We start from the raw sequence: 18,602 nt of genomic DNA, 5'->3' as shown, positions 1-18,602 counted from the left end.
TTTTCTTTCACACCACTGGAGACCACCCATGATTGCCAATCCCGCCAGCAAATACGCTCGTTTTGCAGGCATATCCTTGCCCGATCGCCAATGGCCCAACAAGGTCATCGAAAAACCGCCCATCTGGATGAGCACCGATCTGCGCGACGGCAATCAGGCGCTAATCGACCCTATGTCCGTGCAAACGAAATTGCGCTTCTTCAAAGAGTTGGTCGCCATTGGTTTTAAAGAAATTGAAATTGGCTTTCCGTCCGCATCGGAAATCGATTTTGATTTCACCCGTTTATTGATCGAAGGCGATCATATTCCGGACGACGTCACCATAGAGGTATTGGTGCAAGCGCGTTACGACTTGATCAAACGCACCGTGGAAAGTTTGCGCGGTGCCAAACGGGCCATTTTGCATATCTACAACCCACTCGCTCCGACGTTTCGCAAAATCGTCTACAACACCGATAAAGAAGGGGTAAAAAACATTGCGATACAGGGCGCTCGCTGGGTTAAGGAATTGACCGCCGAAGCTCCGGAAGTTGACTGGATTTTCCAATATTCTCCCGAGGTTTTTTCCAGCACGGAAATCGAATTCGCCAAAGAAGTTTCCGACGCTGTTGCCGAAATATGGCAACCAACGCCGGGGAAAAAAATGATTTTGAATTTGCCGGCAACCGTCGAGATGAGCACGCCGAATACTTATGCGGATCAAATCGAGTGGATGCATCGCAATCTCAATCACCGCGACAGCATTATTCTCAGCGTGCATCCACACAATGACCGTGGCACTGCGGTGGCCGCAGCAGAATTAGCGGTTATGGCAGGCGCGGATCGCGTCGAAGGCTGTCTGTTCGGCAACGGCGAACGCACCGGCAATGTCGACCTGGTGACTCTGGCGTTGAATTTGTATTCTCAAGGCATTCATCCGGGATTGGATTTTTCCGATATCGACCGAGTGCGAAAATTGGTGGAAGAATGCAATCAATTACCGGTTCATCCACGCCATCCGTATGCGGGCGAATTGGTTTTCACCGCGTTTTCCGGCTCGCACCAGGACGCCATTAAAAAAGGGTTTGCCGCGCAAAAACCAGGGGAAATTTGGCAAGTACCTTATTTGCCAATCGATCCTGCAGATGTGAATCGCAGCTACGATGCTGTAGTGCGTGTGAATAGCCAATCTGGCAAAGGCGGCGTGAGCTTTTTGTTGCAGAAGGAAGCCGGCTTGCAATTGCCGCGACGCTTGCAAATTGAATTCAGCGGCATAGTGCAAAAAATCAGTGACAGCACCGGCAAAGAAGTCAAAAGCAAGGAAATCGTCGAAGTATTTAATCGCGAATATTTAGCCGTTGATAAACCCTTCCGTTTTCGTCATTCGACCATCAGCGAAAATGCCGAAGAGGTGGAAATTACCATCGAAAGCGACTATCGCGATAAACCTGTAATCTTGACCGGAAAAGGCAATGGCCCAATCGATGCCGCAGCAAACGCAATCAGTCGGCATATAGGCTGCGAAGTAAGTGTGGTGGATTATCAGGAACACGCAGTAGGTGAAGGCTCCAATGTGTCGGCGGTCAGCTATATCGAAATGAAAGTGGACCAGGGCAAACCAATTTTTGGCGTGGGCCAGGACAACAATATTATTGTTGCCGCACTCAAAGCCTTGCTGAACGGCATCAACCGTTCTTATAGAGACTAAACATTTCACCAATTAAAAGCCCTCCATGCACACCAAAGGTGCATGGAGGCTTTTTATTTCTTGGAAATGAAATGGATTTATTGACGATAAGCAAACAGTCCACTTCGCCTCGTTATTCCCGCAATAAATCTTATTGAAGACATCTCCCGAAGCGCTGGCTTCCGGTAAACTATGGCGGCTGACAACCTCTGCCACCAGGAGTTACTTATGTCTTTAAGTCCGCACGCTGGAAAAATTCTGCCGCATGACATGTTGGTGGACCTGCCCAAATTAATTGACGCTTACTATGCGGTCCAACCGGACCCGGCGATACCGGAACAAAGAGTAAGCTTCGGTACTTCCGGCCATCGCGGCTCTGCGTTGAATGGCAGCTTCAACGAAAATCATGTTCTGGCCATCAGCCAGGCCATCTGCGATTACCGCAAGCAGACAGGCATCGACGGTCCACTTTATCTCGGCATAGACACCCACGCCTTATCCGAACCTGCGCAAATCAGCGCAGTAGAAGTGCTCGCCGCCAACGGCGTGACCCTAATGCTGGCCAATGCCGGTGAGTACACGCCAACCCCCGCCATTTCTCATGCAATTCTGACCTACAACCGCGGCAGAACCAGTGGCCTGGCCGATGGCATTGTGATCACACCTTCGCACAACCCACCGGACAACGGCGGCTTTAAATACAACCCAACGCACGGCGGTCCTGCGGACAGCGACATCACCAGCTGGATTCAAAATCGCGCTAATGAATTATTAAAAGACGGCTTGAACGGCGTGCAGCGTTTGGCCTATCAGCAAGCGCTCAAAGCGGATACCACGCACCATCACGATTATATTCGCCATTATGTTGCCGACCTGGGCAATGTGATCGATATGGATGCCATTCGCGGTGCTGATGTATTGATGGGTGTCGATCCTCTCGGTGGTGCAGGTGTTAATTTTTGGCCGGCCATTGCCGCTCAATACAACTTGAATTTGCAGGTTTTGCATTCCGGCATCGATAAAACCTTTTCGTTTATGACGGCGGATTGGGACGGAAAAATTCGCATGGATCCTTCATCGGCCTACGCCATGCAATCCATGATCGGCCGCCGCCACGAATACCAAGTCGCGTTCGCCTGCGATACCGACCACGATCGCCACGGCATAGTCGCACCGAGTTGCGGATTGCTTCCACCGAATCATTATCTGGCGGTGATGGTGGATTATCTATTCCAGAATCGCCCGCAATGGAGCGCTACAACTGCGGTGGGAAAAACCGTTGTCAGCAGCGCCATGATCGATCGCGTAGCGGAAAAATTGGGTCGCCGCGTGCACGAAACACCGGTGGGCTTTAAATGGTTTGCACCGGGATTATTCGATGGCTCACTCGGTTTTGGCGGCGAAGAAAGCGCGGGGGCATCTTTTTTACGCAAAGACGGCACTGTATGGGCGACAGATAAAGATGGAATTATTCCCTGCCTGTTGGCCGCGGAAATCAGAGCCAATACCGGCCGCGATCCCGGCGAACGTTATGCGCAACTTGCCAATGAATTTGGCCACGCTGCAGAAGCGCGCGTGGAAGCACCGGCAAATAGTGCGCAGAAAGCTGCGTTATCCAAACTCTCCCCGCTGCAAATTACGTCCACTTTCCTTGCGGGAGATAAAATCACACAAATACTTACCGAAGCACCCGGAAATAACGCTGCTATCGGAGGAATTAAAGTGTGTACCGCTTCAGGCTGGTTTGCCGCGCGCCCATCTGGCACTGAGGATATTTACAAAATCTACGCAGAAAGTTTTAAAGGAAAAGAACATTTACAGGAATTGATTAGCGAAGCTCAGGAAATTGTGGATCGCGCTATAAGCTAGGACAGCACAATATTCTGTAGGTATCCGTTAGCAGCCTTTGTTTTTCGACATCGGCTGCTAACAGCAGCACACAATAATTTTGGCTTTCCCCGTCACCCCAACACACAATAAGCCCTACAAACACGCAAAATCCCGAATTTTTTCGCCTTGGATATTTTCCAAATCACCTTAACAAGGGCGAAAAATCAAAATTCTCACTGCGACACAAATTGTGAAGAAAAATCACATCCCTGAAACAAAAGTGTGAATTGATTCACTATCGAGTACAACCAACATCATTTGAGTACTAAGAGCACGCTATTAGAATGCCGATAAGGGCTTGATGGGTGTGATAATTTTGGCGGCGATGCGGCAGCAGTACAAAATAGATATGTTGCAGCAACAAAAATACTAACTGCTGCGGGTAAAAATCAGTGTCAGCAAAGTCGTAGCACTCCTGAATTTGTTCCTGCTTGCCGTTTCCGCAGAAATTGAATGCCCACGGCGAAAGCCTAATTAACAATAACAACTGGGTGACACCAATGAACAAAAAAATCCTGAGCAAGTTTGCGCTTGTCGGTGCGCTGATGGCGTTACCGTTCGCCGCCAACGCAGCGCCAGATCCAAACTTCCATATTTATTTGATGATCGGCCAGTCCAATATGGAAGGGGCCGCTCCTATTGAGGCCCAAGACAACTCCACCCATCCGCGCGTACAGGTGTTGCAGAGCCAGACCTGCGGCAACAATGCCTATGGCACTTGGCGCCCGGCATTACCGACCTTGATTCGCTGCCCGCGCAACGGCGGTGGACTTGGCCCCGGTGATACTTTTGGTGATTACATAGCGGAAAACACCCCAGACCATATCAAAATTGGTTTGGTGGGGGCGGCCTACGGCGGTGCCAAGATTGAATACTTTTTGAAGAACTGCGGCAGCGACTGTACTCCGCCCTACGGCGGTATTACCGGCGCGCCCAACAATGGCACCCGCGGCTACGACTGGATCGTCGACCTCGCCAAGAAAGCGCAGCAAGTGGGTGTGATTAAAGGCTTTATATTCCACCAAGGTGAAAGCAACTCCGGTCAACAGGACTGGCCGCAAAAGGTAAACACCCTGGTCACCGATCTGCGCCGCGATTTGGGTCTCTCAGCGGCGGACAGCCCCTTTATCGCCGGCGAGCTGCCCTACACCGGCTGCTGCATGAGCCACAACACCCAAGTCAACCGCTTGCCCAGCGTTATTGAAAACGCCCATGTGGTTTCCGCTGGCCCCGAAAATGGCCAGACCCTCGGGGATATTGGCGACCGCCTGCACTGGAACTCCGCTGCCGTCCGCGTCATGGGTAAGCGCTACGCACAAAAAATGCTGACCCTGGTGAAAACCGGCCCGGCTGACTGCGGCACCAAAGATGGCAACGCTATCTGCTGTGATATCAGCGCTGACCCGGATGGCGATGGCTGGGGCACCCAAGACGGAAAAATGTGTCTGGTCACTGACGGCACCCGCGGCTACGTCCCACCCAATCCTGCGGACGTTGTCGTTGCCATAGACGTAGGTGCTTCTCAAGGCGGTGCATCTTACAACGGCATTTACTACCAGGCTGACCGGGATTTCGTCGGCGGCATGCCGAATTCCACCTCGGACACTATTACCAACGGCAGCTCCGTATTCCAGACCGAACGCTACGGCGATTTCAGCTACGAAATCCGCGTACCCAACGGCACTTACAGTGTGGAATTGCAAATGGCGGAAATTTATCAAACCGCTACTGGTCGTCGCGCCTTCAGCGTGTCCATTGAAGGCACGCCGGTGCTGAACAATATTGACCTGTTCCAATTGGCAGGACATGACGTGGCTTATACACCGCCGCCGTTCATCACCAACGTCACCGACACCAGCTTGAGCATCGCCGTAACCTCCAGCGTTGATAACGGAACACTGGCCGGCATCGTTGTGCGCACTGTGTCGTCATCCAGCTCAAGCAGTTCTAGCTCCAGCTCCAGTTCGAGCAGTTCCAGCTCCTCCAGCAGCTCAAGCTCATCTTCTTCTGGTGCAAACTCTTCCTCTGGAAACAATGGACCAGGACAACCTGGCAGCTCTTCCGGCTCTGGCTCCTCTGGTGGCGGTGCGGGTACGGATTCACCTGGGTCATCCGGTGGTGGCAGCGTCAACTTGTGGTTCTTGATGCTGGTCGGACTGCCTATGCTGGCGCGACGCCGTTTCGTCAAATAAGCGTTTTCTCTTGTACTCCAGCCGCGAGCGATCGCGGCTTTTTTTGTTTTTGGAGCACAGTTTCGGATTAATGCTCAAAAAACGCGTACACGATTTCGAACGCGATCAGCAGAATAATGATGATTTCCAAAGAGTGCGCGAGGCTGAGATGAGCACGGTCGTACATGGCGCGCGCCACTTCCGCGACCGCTTGTTGGCGCGCCACCACAGTGCTGCGCCAGGCCGGAATCTGAAAACGCTCGATTGCACCGCGATAAATCCGCGCATAGTGAGCATCTTCGGTAATCTTGAAGGCATTTTGTGAGCGGTCGATAAAATCGCCTATGTCGAGCAGGACCTGATTGACCCTATCCACGCCCTTCTGCGCCAGCCCCGGTCGCCACCAGCGCACTACGCCTTTGCCCTGAGAGGTCCATTCGTAGAGCAGATCCAGCTCGGTTTCCAAAATACTGTCGTAACGCTGATACTCCAGCAGTTGGGTCAAGGCAAGAGCGATGAGATCTGGAATATCTTCGGTGGGATTGGGCTCGATATTAACGGCTGCATTCCAGTCGATCACACATAAATCGTCGACGCTGTAGCGGTAGTGGTGTTTGACCAACTGCTCGAGAAAACTCGGTGCCGGCACCCAGTCCGGGGTTTCACCCAGCAGCAGACGCGCAAGATCCTCAGAGCGCAAAACCTTGTCGATTGAGACTGGCTCCGCGAAGCGCTGGATATTCAGCAAGGTATAGCTTTCGTACTCATCGTATTGGATCGGCCGCACAATCGCCGGGGCGATCATTTCCGCCACTGTGGCGGACAGGGAGCGCCCTAGCTCAGTCAGCGCCCGGCTGTCATTCAATTGGGCAATCAGAGAAGCCGCCTGCGCCGCACTCAATGCTGGTGCAACCGGAGCGACAGAATTGGAGTGGCCGATGGGGATATAAAAACACGGCGCCAATACACCGAAATTGAACACCAGGACGGTGCAGTCGACCTGAATGGTGAGGCCATTCTCCAGCTGCAGCTCCCGACTGCCCAACACAACCACGTTGAGCAGAGAGCGCAAGCGGCCAAAGAAGGTCAGCTTCCCTGGCCGTACACTGACAGGAACAGGAAAACTTAACCGCTCCAAGTGGCGTAAATTGATTTCTTCCGCCACTTCAAATAATCGGTAGGCGTAAAAGCCACCTTGAACGATATCCGGAAGATTCAAACACATCCCTCGCTAGTTATCGGGTGATGTTCAAGAACATCACCCTCTTATTCGAGTATAGCCTCCCGGTTATGGCCCGTTCGTTAGATTACGCCCGGAATAAAACGGTACTTCACATGCTTACAATATTCGACGTAATCCGGATCGAAGCTCAGATGACGCTCCTCGGTAATCGCCCGGGCGTAGTAAATGGCAGTCAGCAGGATCAATCCACCGACATAAAAGACGGCCTGACCGAAACCATCGATATACCCGGCATAGATTGCCGAGGGCAGACCGACCAACCACCAGGCCAGGTTTTTGGCCGCGTATGCCGGGTGGCGCACAACCGCAAACGGACCTTTGCGGATGATGCCGCGGTGAGTCAGGTTGGAGAATCTCAGACCGAACCAGATGGTAGGCAGCATGTAGAAGAAGTAACTCAACACCATCAAAGTGCCAAAGAACATTACCAGCCCTTGATAAGGGATTTGGGTATACAGGGACTCACCCGGACCAGTAAGGAACCAGCCACCGATAACCCGGAACGGCGGGTAGCTGATCAAACACACCAGCCAGCCCAGAGTGGTGGGCTCGGCGGAAACCGTGTTGTTATCCACCCAGCGGGATGAAATGACATATCCGCACCATGCCAAGCCTACGTCAATGGTGAAAATCAGATTGGTGAGAACATTCCCCATATCCTTGCCAAAATTGGCCATGTTGTAGGTGCCGTCTATCCATTTGGGAATGGCATTGGAAATCAGGTAATCCGCGTTGTTCTGCATGTGATGGAAATTGTCGAAAAAGAACACCGTCATCACAGGCGCAAAGAAAAATTTCACCGCAAGACCGCGCGCAGCGCGTTTATCGTCGATGGTGAACTGCGGCCGCAGAGAAGCAAATGCAGGAATTGCCGAAAGGAGGTAGCACAACACCCGCTGCGTCAATAACGCATAATCTTTTTTATCTTCCGCAGGGTTGTATTTAAACGCGCGCGTCAAGGCAATATAGGGAAAGCCGCCAATCAGAAACAACTGCCACAAAAAATCCAGGGTGTAGAACCATGGCTGATAATAAGAGTGATTTGGACGAAAACCGTATTCGTTAAATGAATGATAGGCCCAACGGCATACGGCAAACAAAACGATTAACAGCAAATAGCTTTTCAGGCACTCCGCCAAAAACTGCACGACTTTGCCTTCAACCAATAATGGATCACGGCGGATAAATTGATAACCGGGAAATCGAGCAAGCCGAATCAATTCCACTATCACCATACACGCCCCAACCACGCCCAACGTGACCAACATTACGGCGTATTTTTCCTGCTTTAGCTCCAAATCCAGCCAGGGCACGCCGTTAAGGTGGGCGCGCTGAAGCCCAAAATAAATGCCCATAAGCAGGAGTACCACTGTACCGATCACGCCGGTTATCCAGGCACCATCGGTTATCCAAGGTTGGTCGTAGCGAGAAACGGCAGACGTCTGTTCACTGCCGACAGCGGTTTGCTCAGATTTATGCTTCATAATTGTGATCGTTGTCTCGTTATTAGATTGAACAGAGCCTGCATCAATAAAAGCCCGCGTCTCTGTTGCCTTAGGTTACGTCCACCCTCAGCCTATGGCGACCTTCGCCGACGGAAGGCGACAATCAGAGCCAGACGGCAGGTTAGCCTCGCCTAAGGCCGGATTCAATGGCGCGCACAAAAATAAACGATTCGCAAGCGCCCAGGCGCGACTTGGTTCTACAAAAACACACAAGTGAGCGCTAACGCCCGCGCTGTTCATTGCTCTTCCAGCGTCCGAACAATCCAAATAGGACGACTTAATGGCAATTTCTTACCGCCTACACTCTTTTACAGACTGCTTCGCTTTTTTGTTGCTTCATAGGCGCCTTTTTTAGGCAAAAGCTGCCTGTTTTAACTGAAAAGGAGTTATAAGCAATGAAATGTATTTCTAGGAATTTCCCGGGTGATAGAGCCTCTCTCAGCAAAATTTTACGCTGCATGGGACTGTCGATTTGTCTGGCATTGATTACCGCGTGCAGCGACTCGAAGTCGAAAGCGGAAAACCCCTCACCCGTCGGCAGCAGTTCTTCCAGCTCATCGTCCAGTACCGCAAGCTCTTCTACTAGCAGCTCGTCGAGTTCAAGCAACAGCTCCAGCTCCTCAAGCTCATCCTCGAGTTCCTCTTCGAGTTCTTCAAGCAGCTCTTCAAGCAGTTCTTCCAGCTCATCCAGCTCGTCTAGTTCGTCCAGTTCTTCAAGCTCTAGCGGCGTATCCTTTTCTGAAAGCTTTTTAAGTCTCGCAGTACGAGGAATCGACGGCATTCCTCTATCGCCAGCAGAACTGCTTATCACCGTCGATTTATTGGATGAAAACGGTGAATCCGTCGAACAAAAAATTCTCCAGGCAGCCCCGCAGAACGGCGGTGGACGGGATTTGTTGAAAGTCACCAGTCCAATTGCGTTGAATGGAGCTGAAATTCTTGTCGTCAACGTCAATCACCCCGGCTACACCAGTTATTCACGCCGCTTGGTTGCAGAAGAAGCCATTTATTTAAATGCCGAATTGCTGGGTGTCGAAGCTATTACGGTTGCGCCAACGCAAAGCACCAGTATTTCCGGTACGGCCATTGACGGCTTCGCGTTATCTGTCCCGGCCATGGGTAACGAAGGTGATATTTTTGTCGCCATTCCCCGTTCGCTCGTGCCGGAAGGCACCACAAATTTGATCGCCGAAATCCGCTCGTTTGATCCGAATGATCCAGTCGACGCACAAAATTTCCCCGGCGCTTACGCCGATACCGACGGCAATAATCTGGTTTCTGTTGCTTTCAATTTTGCCGACATTCGTACAACTGACGGCCAGGATTTAGGTGCTTTGGTTGCAGCACGCGCACAGCAAAAATTATCGGCGCTCAGCAGCGCCGCCGAAGCCGAAGAAGCCGTTATCATCAACCGCAATATTCCCGCCGCCAGTTGCGCAACCTTAAGACGCCTGGGCGATTCCAACGCCGCACAAGCAGGCTTTCAAATCCCTGTATATTCCTATGACAGCGGTCGAGGCCTGTGGGAATTATTGGGCCACGGCACTGTTTATGCACCCAATGGCACGCCCATTAATTCCGTCGGTGACGATTGTGAAGACGGCGAATATGTATTGGAAATTGCCGTCACCAGCCAGATTCTGGCAAGCGACTGGTGGAATCTGGACTATCCGTTGATTTTTTCTGAGCCAGTAAAATATTGCGCGCAAATTCATTTACAGAACGAAGATCAACAACCGCTTAACGGCCGCTACGGATTTATTTACGGCACCGCGGGCGACTTCGTCAGCCACTATTTTGTGTCTGATAAAAATGGCGCAGCCCGCATCGAAGTAGAAGCTGCGGATATCGGAGACACTATCTCTGCCAGTGTTTCCATCATTGACGAAAGAATTTTCACTGGCGAAGTCGTTTTATCGCGCAATTGTGCTAGTCCACAAGTTCAAGTGGTGACAGTGGATTTACCCCGCCTCTGCCAGGTACACGGCAAATTGGTCTATCCAGACGGCACTCCAGCAACTCGCCATCCCGTTATGTCACTGCCAACGGAATGGAGATTGGGAGATTATTTCGACTTTACCGGCACCGACGCCAACGGAGAATATTGGGTAAATGCAACCTGTGAAAAAAATTACACAGTGTCTGCCTATTCACTCAATAAAACCTTTGAATATGCAGTAAATGTCGACGGTACAGTGGCAGGCGACGAGCAAGCGGACAGCGGGGAGATGGTCACGCTGCCAACCGCGACGGTCGATCCTATACCAACCACGCTCCAACCCGCCGTCTATTCAACGGTCGATAAAAAAATGCTGCTGTTTGTCTTCGGCCACAGCGACAATTTTCCAATGACTTACCAACTGACCATCCAGACACCACAAGGGCAAACACTCGACACTGTTGCGGGAGAAATTCAGCGCATTGTTGGCGATGATGACGATACACCTTTCTGGTACGGTGTAGCTATGGTCGAAATTGCTCTCGATGCCGACATTGGCAATTCAGCAACACTCGCCATAAAAGGCAGCATAAAAGACAGCCACGATAAAATGACGCCTGTTGATACGGTCATTTTGGTCGTCCATGAGCCACTGAACATGTACACCGACGAATAATTCACCTCAAAACGAAAAAGCCCCCTGATGGGGGCTTATCTTTATTTAATCTCGCTTTATTTTTTATCACGCTTTATTTTTTATCCCCGCAATCACTTGCCAGCCACTTGCCTTCCATATTGGCAATGATTTCTTGCGTTTTCCCGTCTCTTTTATCAATGGTTTTCGATTGCCCGGTGAAATGTGTGGGTGAATGAAACTCCATGATGGACTCTGTCGTCATCCCATCACACACCTGTACAGACTTATAACGCTTTTTATCCAATTTGGTGAAAGTGGACTGGCAGTCATCTTCAACATCCGCTATATCACCTGCCTCGATTTGCTCTTTCGTCACACAATGGGTGATCACCATTCCATCCTTACCGGCAACCACACTCCCACCTTCAAATTCCACGCCCTGTTCCGTAACATTCACCCCCCCCATGGCCTTTTCCAGAGCTTCTCGCTGCTCCGGCGGCAAGTTTTCCAATTGCTTTTTCATTTGTTCAACCGCCGCTTTTATTTCTGCGTTGTAGGCGGCATCGCTTTGCTCGGAGAGTTTTACTTTATGCTCCCAAAGGCCCGGTTTCATGTCGAGTTTTACCTGCGCTTGAGCCGCACCTGCGCACAAAATTCCCATAGCAATAAAAAAGCGCTTTTTCATTCGAATACCCTTCCAATTTATCAATATTAAAATCCAGTATCAGCAGGCGAAACACACGCTTGCTGATGACAAATATCTTCGCTTATGCAGTATCTCGGCTCAATAATGAATTCCAGCAAATGGATAAACGGCAACGCGGTCCCCTACCCTAGCAGACCTTGGATCTTTCGTTATAATGCCGGACCCAATTCACCCATCAGGTGAGGTGTCCACTTGCCGCCCGTCAATGTTCTGTGCATGAAATGGGGAGTCAAATACTCCGCCGACTATGTCAACAAGCTTTACCGCGCCGTGGCGCGCCACCTTTCGCTGCCGCATCGGTTTATCTGTTTGACGGATGACCCAGCCGGAATCGATGCCGGTGTGGAAATTTTTCCACTCCCGTCAATGCCAGTGGATATCAGCGGCCCGGAACGTGGCTGGACCAAAATCCTGACCTTTAGCGAAACCCTCTACGACTTACAAGGCAAGTGTCTGTTTCTTGATTTGGATCTGATTATTCTCGATTCCATCGACGAATTTTTTACCCTCGATGGCGATGTATTGATCATTCGCGACTGGTTGAAACACGATGGCACCGGGAATTCTTCGATTTATCGTTTTGAGGTCGGCAAACACACTTATGTATTAGAAGAATTTATCAAGCAGTGGCCGGCACTCAAACAGGAATATCGCAATGAGCAGGAGTTTATCTCAGCAATTCTTCTGCAAAAAAATGCACTCAAATACTGGCCAGATGCTTGGTGCAAGAGTTTTAAACGTCATTGTATGCACCCTTTTCCGCTATCGATTTTTAAAGAGCCGACTTTACCAGCCGGAGCCAAAATTATCGTTTTTCACGGCCACCCAAACCCTCATGCGGCCATTGAAGGCCGCTCCGGCAAATGGTATCGCTTTTTAAAACCGACCTCGTGGATCTCCCGGTACTGGTATTGATATCAAAATGAATACTTCCGTAAAACAAGTTATTTGTATTAATTGGGGCACCAAATACGGTCCGCCTTTTATCAACCGGCTTTACGGCATGGTGGCAAGAAATATTACGCCGCCTTTTACTTTTACCTGCTTTACTGACAACACTGCAGGAATACGGCCCGAAGTGCTTTGCGAACCGCTGCCGCAGCTCGATGTGGTTATGCCGGTGCGCACTTTGGGTATTTGGCCGAAAGCGCGGCTGTGGGGAAAAGAACTCGGCAATTTGCAAGGCGATGTATTATTTCTCGATCTCGATATGGTAATCGTCGACAGTCTTGATCCCTTTTTTGAATTTGGCGAGCCGGGCGATATTATTTTGTCACGCAATCCGGCCAAACCCCTTGAACGCCTAGGCCAAACCTCTTTATTTCGTTTTCCCGTCGGCAAACTTTTTCCCCTGCAGGAAAAATTCCGCGAAAATCCGCAAGCCATAGCCGACGAATATCGCTTCGAACAACGCTTTGTCACCCGCAACGCTCCCGGCGGCATCAAATTATTTCCGCGCAACTGGGTGCGCCATTTCCGCCATCACTGCCGCAGACCGTTTCCGCTCAATTATTTTCTTGCCCCCAAATTACCCAAAGGCACCCGCGTCGTCATCTTCCCCGGTGGCCTCCATCCCCAACACGCCATAGAAGGTCGCTACGGCCCGAACAAGCCAAACAATGTGCGAGATCATTTAAAAGAAATCTGGAAATCCGAAGTTGGCCCGCTCAGCCACTTACGGCATTACATTCGGCCTACGGATTGGGTGGGTGAGTATTGGAGGGAGTAAAAACGCGGCTATAAAACCGCGTTTTTAAACCTCAATTTTTAAACAAAACTGACGGGGCAAAAATCACTTATTCACAAGAAGATGGGAACTTGGAACATCCCGCCCCCGGATTGCACGAAGATCATGGGCGCTTTGGCGCTAAAGCAAAAGATAGCGCTATTAGCGTAACGCAAAAGACAGCTGAGCATACTTGGATAGTGGCGAGAGTGGCGGGAGTGGGATTAGTGGGGGTTTTCGCGGGTCTCATATTCGGAAAAAGCGCATCGCGCAATGTATTGAGACGCTACAGTTACAGCGGAAATAAATCGCGGCGGCGAAGCCACTGTGATCTACAGCCCAATCAAATTGAGATCTCTTCGACGTTACTAGCCGCTGTTTTTCCCTTTCCCAGCTGAACAGCCCAAAATTTGGCGCGTTCGATTTAACGAAAAGCACCAAATCCTTATACAAACCGAAATCTCAAAGAATGTAAGACTAATAACGCATATATTTTTTCTCTTTCCCAGTATGCTGCTCGCGGGAATACAAAACGACCGGGAGCGTCTTGGCTAAGGCCGGTCACAAATACTCATCCCACGTCATCTAACAATAAAGAGAGAACCTGTATGAAAAGCGTATTCACGGCACAGCGGGCTATCGCCAGTGCTTGCTTACTGTCATTGCTCACGGCGGCTGGTTGCGGCGGAGGAAATCAGACGGGTTCTTCGTCTTCCTCGAGTTCATCATCCAGCTCAACGTCTTCCAGTTCCTCTTCAAGTTCAAGCTCTTCGTCCAGCTCTTCATCTTCGAGCAGCAGCTCGGGTGTTGTCCATGCATCCTGCCCCGGTGATGCGCGCAATGCTTATCAAAATCGCGCCATCAATTTGCCGGGCAGAATCGAAGCTGAAGATTTTGATCCCAATGGCTATTTTGACAGCACCAGCAATAACGAAGGCGGCGCTTATCGCACCGATACCGATGTCGACATCAAACAAATTGATGGCGGTTACGCCATAGGTTGGATGACCGTAGGCGAATGGGTGGAATACACAGTCTATGTGGCTGAGGACGGTGAGTACGATGTGACCATCCGCGCAGGTGCAGTTGAATCCGGTCGCACCCTGCAAGTGTTGCAGTGCGACAAGGTGCTGATCGACGCATTCAATGTGCCGCGAGTGAGCGCTTGGGGCGAATTTAAAACCCTGTCCGCCGGCAAAATTCGTTTAACCAAAGGAGTCCAAGTCATTCGCGTGAAAGTGGGTGCGGCTGCCGACGTGGATTTCGATTGGCTGCACATAGGCCCTTATACAGGTCCGATCGATACAGTGGGCGCGGGTGTTCCGGGTGACTATCCGTTGGGCAATCCGCCGGTAAAAAGCTCTGGCTGCGGTACCGATGGAAAATCGACCTTACTCGCCGGCGGAACATCAGTGAGTGGCGGCTTGCCGACCTCAACTCAGCTCAGAATCCAAAGCAATAATCAGAGCCGCGAATACATTATCGATATCCCTGCGGATTACGACAAAAACAAACCCTATCGCTTGTTTTACACCTCGCATTGGATTGGCAGTACCGACAATGCCGTCGCCACCGGCGATCACGACATGAGAAATAAAAGCGCCGCTAACTGGAGCTATTATGGTTTGCGTCGTGAATCACTGGCGGCGGGCCAGCCAGCGATTTTTGTTGCACCGCAGGCGGACGGCGCAACTTGGCAAGAAAAAGACAACAAATATTTGTTCAATGACATTTTGCAAAAAGTGAAGAGCAGTCTCTGTATTGATGAGTCGCGCGTGTTTGCCACTGGCTTTAGCTTTGGCGGCATGATCACCTACTCACTGTCGACAACCCATCAAAAACAAATTCGCGCTGCCGTGGGTATCAGCCCTGCCAATTACAATATCTGGCTGCCCAACCCAATTCCTCGCGATCCTATCGCCTGGATGAGCACCACCGGCATGAGCGATGGCACAACCCCATGGGATGGCGGTAACGGCCGCGGCGCAAAATACGCCGCCGAGCGACGCGCGCAGGATAACGGCTGTACTGCAGTGAATATTCCCACTTGGAACCAATCCAGCCCATCACGCCATATTTGCTACGACTACCAGGGATGCAAGGAAAATTATCCCGTCAAAGTCTGCACCTACAACGGCGGCCACGACCCGGCACCCTACGATGGCGGCAGCGGCAGCGACGGTTTAAATTCCTGGGTACCTAAAGAATCCTGGAAGTTTTTCTCGCAGTTTTAGGTTAGAACCGTTCCGTATTAAAAGCCGCGACAGTTTTAACCGGCTGCCGCGGTTTTTTCTTTGGAGATCCAATGATCTAAGCTGACTCTCGGCATAAAAAATTTGCCGTATACGCGCTCAACGTGATGGGCGCTTTGCGAGGGGAATATACCCAAGTGGCCGGGACGGCTGGATTGCTTCTGGGAAGAAGCTGCCATAAATACAGATAAATTTCCTAAGCGACAGATCAATAGATCTGCCGACTTCAAGTGATTCCCATATATCTCGACCGAAGACAGAGAAATGACTAAAGGCAGACGAATAAAAAGCTACAAAGAGTAGCTTTTTATTCAAAGTTGAAAACCGTAATGGGTTCCATTAGGAAGTTCGATATCTATCCGCATTTTGCTTCCGGTCGATTCAACATATTTCTTTATTGAAGAAAGTTTAAGATCTCGGCCTACTTTTTCCATTTCGGCAATCGTAGGTTGTTTTACTCCCATAGCATCAGCGACCTCACTTTGTGTTTTTTGAACAAGCTGTCGCAATTCCGCGAGATGAATATTTAAAAGAATTTCGTCGGCTTTTTTTTGAGCCCTTGCTACGACTGCGGGTTTTTCTGCCGCTAACAACTGATCTAATGTACGAGCCATGGTGCTTACCTCTCTTTCAATTTCTCCAAGTGCTCCGTAAATAATTTATCGGCAATTGGAATCATCTGTTTATAAAAGCGCTTCGCGTTTCCCGTCTTATTACCTGCACACAACAGTATTCCTCGACGCAATGGATCAAAAGCAAAGAATGCCCTAATCGGATCTCCTTTACTTTGAACTCTCAGCTCTTTCATGTTGGTATGACATGAATCCTTGACCGTATCAGCATGTGGCCTAGGAAGAAGCGGCCCTTTTTCTCGAAGCAATATAAGTGCTGCGAGTACGCTCTCCCTATCGGTATCATTGAGCGAATCGTACCAATCATCAAATACATCCGTAGTTTCGACCTGCCACATCATCCCAGCACCTTCATATAGACCAAAACCTATATAGGCCTGGACCTATATTAGGCAGTCTGATGAAGCTTTACCAATTGCTAAAAACTATCAAATGCTTTTTATAAATTGCCCGACAGCATCGAATAGTGAAACCATCAAATAAACTCTTGATAATAAAGGGAATAAAATCCAAATAGTCTGGCAAATGCGCCGAAACGACACAAAGAGGGCTCGGCAGACAGCAGCCGCCGAGCATCCTCCGCGCTTTGGCCTCGCAGCTGACAACTCCGCCCTCTGGCCTTAGAATTCCCTCCTTAGGAATCACCACCACAAGGACCCGTATCTATGTCACTCGCCATAGTCCACACCCGTGCCCAATTAGGCATTGACGCCCCTCAGGTTACCGTCGAAGTTCACCTCTCCAATGGTTTGCCCGGTTTTGCCATTGTCGGGTTGCCGGAGACGGCGGTTAAGGAGAGTAAGGACCGGGTGCGCAGTGCTATTTTGAATAGCCATTTTGAATTTCCCATCAAGCGCATTACCGTCAATCTCGCGCCTGCGGATTTGCCCAAGGAAGGTGGTCGTTATGATTTGGCGATTGCCATTGGCATTTTGGCGGCGTCGGAGCAGGTTCCGGCTGATCAATTAAATGATTATGAATTTATCGGCGAGCTTGCCCTGTCCGGCGATATTCGTCCGGCGCGCGGTTGTTTGCCGGCGGTGTTAGCCAGTGGAAAAGCTGGGCGCACCTGTATTGTTCCGGTCGATAATGCCGAGGAAGCGAGTTTATGTCGTGATGCACCTCATTTATTGGCCAATCATTTGTTAAGTGTTTGTGCGCATTTGCATCGGCGGGAAAATTTACCGAGTTCACAACCGCTAGCACTGAGTGAACACACCATCGGCCTCGATCTGGCGGATGTAAAAGGTCAGGCGCAAGCGCGGCGCGCATTGGAAGTGGCCGCAGCAGGTGGGCACAATTTACTGCTGTTCGGTCCACCGGGCGCGGGAAAATCCATGTTGGCGAGTCGTCTGCCCGGTATTTTGCCACCACTGGCGGAACATGAAGCATTGGAAGTCGCTTCCATAGGCTCCATTGCTGGCGGCAACGTCATTCAAAATTGGCGCACTCGCCCTTTTCGCAGCCCGCATCACACCTCATCTGCTATTGCCCTGGTAGGCGGCGGAGCACATCCGAGACCAGGAGAAATTACTCTCGCTCACAAAGGCGTTTTATTTTTGGATGAATTGCCGGAATTTCCGCGCAGTGTTTTGGAGGTTATGCGCGAGCCGTTGGAAAGTGGCTGCATTCATATTTCCCGCGCTAATGCACAGGTTAGTTATCCCGCGCAATTTCAATTAATTGCCGCCATGAATCCCTGCCCTTGCGGTTTTCTCGGTGATAAAGACGGTCGCTGCAGTTGCACACCAACGCAAATCAAACGCTATAGAAGCAAAGTGTCCGGGCCGCTGCTGGACCGGATTGATATGCATATTCAGGTCAATGCCCTACCCATCACCGATTTGCAGGACACGCCCCAAGGGGAGAGCAGCGCTGCCGTGCGCGAGCGTGTGCTGGCGGCTTACCAACGCCAGCTGGATCGTCAGGGGCGGACGAACTCACACTTGCGCGGCCGCGAGCTGCACCGCCACTGCCGCTTGAATGAAAACTCACAGAAGTTATTGGCCGTGGCGATGGACCGCCTGCGCCTGTCCGCCCGCGCCTACGACCGGATTCTGCGTGTGGCACGCACCTTGGCAGATCTGGTGGGCAGCAACAGCGTAGAGACGCCACATATCAGCGAAGCACTGGCTTACCGCATGCTGGACCGCCCACCGAATTGACCCGATTGGCGCAAACAATCCGACTGAATTGGCCGGAGTGATATAAGCTTTGCAGAGCACTTCACAACTC

General features: G+C 50.8%; 14 protein-coding genes. 8 read left to right on the top strand and 6 right to left on the bottom strand.

Annotation, left to right across the window (positions count from 1 at the left end; all coding sequences use genetic code 11):
- Positions 1 to 28: 28 nt before the first annotated feature.
- The 3 genes from leuA (at position 29) to DWB84_RS01040 (ending at position 5,748) form a co-directional block, all read left to right on the top strand.
- Positions 29 to 1,687: a 2-isopropylmalate synthase gene (leuA, locus tag DWB84_RS01050; RefSeq protein ID WP_187407907.1), complete on the top strand. Its 1,659-nt coding sequence runs from the start codon at positions 29 to 31 to the stop codon at positions 1,685 to 1,687.
- A 207-nt stretch (positions 1,688 to 1,894) separates the two neighbouring features.
- Positions 1,895 to 3,535, top strand: a complete 1,641-nt coding sequence (pgm, locus tag DWB84_RS01045) for a phosphoglucomutase (alpha-D-glucose-1,6-bisphosphate-dependent) (protein ID WP_187407906.1) — start codon at positions 1,895 to 1,897, stop codon at positions 3,533 to 3,535.
- A gap of 521 nt (positions 3,536 to 4,056) precedes the next feature.
- A complete protein-coding gene (locus DWB84_RS01040) occupies positions 4,057 to 5,748 on the top strand; it encodes a sialate O-acetylesterase (protein WP_187407905.1) in 1,692 nt (563 codons plus the stop codon).
- Positions 5,749 to 5,815: 67 nt separating this feature from the next.
- On the opposite strand, the gene DWB84_RS01035 is transcribed toward DWB84_RS01040, so the two are convergent.
- Both DWB84_RS01035 and DWB84_RS01030 read right to left on the bottom strand, forming a co-directional pair.
- A complete protein-coding gene (locus tag DWB84_RS01035; RefSeq protein WP_187407904.1) occupies positions 5,816 to 6,946 on the bottom strand; it encodes a hypothetical protein in 1,131 nt (376 codons plus the stop codon).
- An 83-nt stretch (positions 6,947 to 7,029) separates the two neighbouring features.
- Positions 7,030 to 8,454 (bottom strand): isoprenylcysteine carboxylmethyltransferase family protein, encoded by a 1,425-nt coding sequence (locus tag DWB84_RS01030; RefSeq protein WP_187407903.1) that lies wholly within the window; start codon positions 8,452 to 8,454, stop codon positions 7,030 to 7,032.
- 416 nt (positions 8,455 to 8,870) lie between these two features.
- Here DWB84_RS01030 and DWB84_RS01025 point away from each other — a divergent pair, with 416 nt between their 5' ends.
- Positions 8,871 to 11,090, top strand: coding sequence for a hypothetical protein (locus DWB84_RS01025; RefSeq protein WP_187407902.1), 2,220 nt, complete (start codon positions 8,871 to 8,873; stop codon positions 11,088 to 11,090).
- Between the two features lie 73 nt (positions 11,091 to 11,163).
- On the opposite strand, the gene DWB84_RS01020 is transcribed toward DWB84_RS01025, so the two are convergent.
- Positions 11,164 to 11,736, bottom strand: a complete 573-nt coding sequence (locus DWB84_RS01020; RefSeq protein WP_187407901.1) for a DUF3617 domain-containing protein — start codon at positions 11,734 to 11,736, stop codon at positions 11,164 to 11,166.
- Between the two features lie 213 nt (positions 11,737 to 11,949).
- Here DWB84_RS01020 and DWB84_RS01015 point away from each other — a divergent pair, with 213 nt between their 5' ends.
- The 3 genes from DWB84_RS01015 to DWB84_RS01000 all read left to right on the top strand — a co-directional run bounded on the left by DWB84_RS01015 (position 11,950) and on the right by DWB84_RS01000 (position 15,717).
- Positions 11,950 to 12,672 carry a glycosyltransferase gene (locus DWB84_RS01015; RefSeq protein ID WP_255428770.1) on the top strand — a complete coding sequence of 241 codons (723 nt, stop codon included), beginning with the start codon at positions 11,950 to 11,952 and terminating at the stop codon, positions 12,670 to 12,672.
- 7 nt (positions 12,673 to 12,679) lie between these two features.
- The gene (locus DWB84_RS01010) at positions 12,680 to 13,486 is read left to right on the top strand and encodes a glycosyl transferase (protein WP_187407900.1); all 807 of its coding nucleotides are present in this window, start codon (positions 12,680 to 12,682) and stop codon (positions 13,484 to 13,486) included.
- 605 nt (positions 13,487 to 14,091) lie between these two features.
- The gene (locus DWB84_RS01000) at positions 14,092 to 15,717 is read left to right on the top strand and encodes a carbohydrate-binding protein (protein WP_255428769.1); all 1,626 of its coding nucleotides are present in this window, start codon (positions 14,092 to 14,094) and stop codon (positions 15,715 to 15,717) included.
- 35 nt (positions 15,718 to 15,752) lie between these two features.
- Here the strand turns inward: DWB84_RS01000 and DWB84_RS00995 are convergent, their stop codons facing one another.
- From DWB84_RS00995 to DWB84_RS00985, 3 genes are all read right to left on the bottom strand, one after another.
- Positions 15,753 to 15,914, bottom strand: coding sequence for a hypothetical protein (locus DWB84_RS00995; RefSeq protein WP_187407899.1), 162 nt, complete (start codon positions 15,912 to 15,914; stop codon positions 15,753 to 15,755).
- A 132-nt stretch (positions 15,915 to 16,046) separates the two neighbouring features.
- Positions 16,047 to 16,349 carry a helix-turn-helix domain-containing protein gene (locus DWB84_RS00990; protein WP_187407898.1) on the bottom strand — a complete coding sequence of 101 codons (303 nt, stop codon included), beginning with the start codon at positions 16,347 to 16,349 and terminating at the stop codon, positions 16,047 to 16,049.
- Positions 16,350 to 16,354: 5 nt separating this feature from the next.
- The gene (locus DWB84_RS00985; RefSeq protein WP_370589640.1) at positions 16,355 to 16,708 is read right to left on the bottom strand and encodes a type II toxin-antitoxin system RelE/ParE family toxin; all 354 of its coding nucleotides are present in this window, start codon (positions 16,706 to 16,708) and stop codon (positions 16,355 to 16,357) included.
- A 324-nt stretch (positions 16,709 to 17,032) separates the two neighbouring features.
- On the opposite strand from DWB84_RS00985, the gene DWB84_RS00980 reads away from it, so the two are divergent.
- Positions 17,033 to 18,532 (top strand): YifB family Mg chelatase-like AAA ATPase, encoded by a 1,500-nt coding sequence (locus DWB84_RS00980; protein WP_187407897.1) that lies wholly within the window; start codon positions 17,033 to 17,035, stop codon positions 18,530 to 18,532.
- The last annotated feature ends 70 nt before the right edge of the window (positions 18,533 to 18,602 follow it).

This window comes from Saccharophagus sp. K07, from assembly GCF_014336955.1.
Classification (GTDB): Bacteria; Pseudomonadota; Gammaproteobacteria; order Pseudomonadales; family Cellvibrionaceae; genus UBA5868.
Note: the sequence above shows the minus strand (reverse complement) of the source record. Positions and strands in the feature narration are given on the sequence as shown.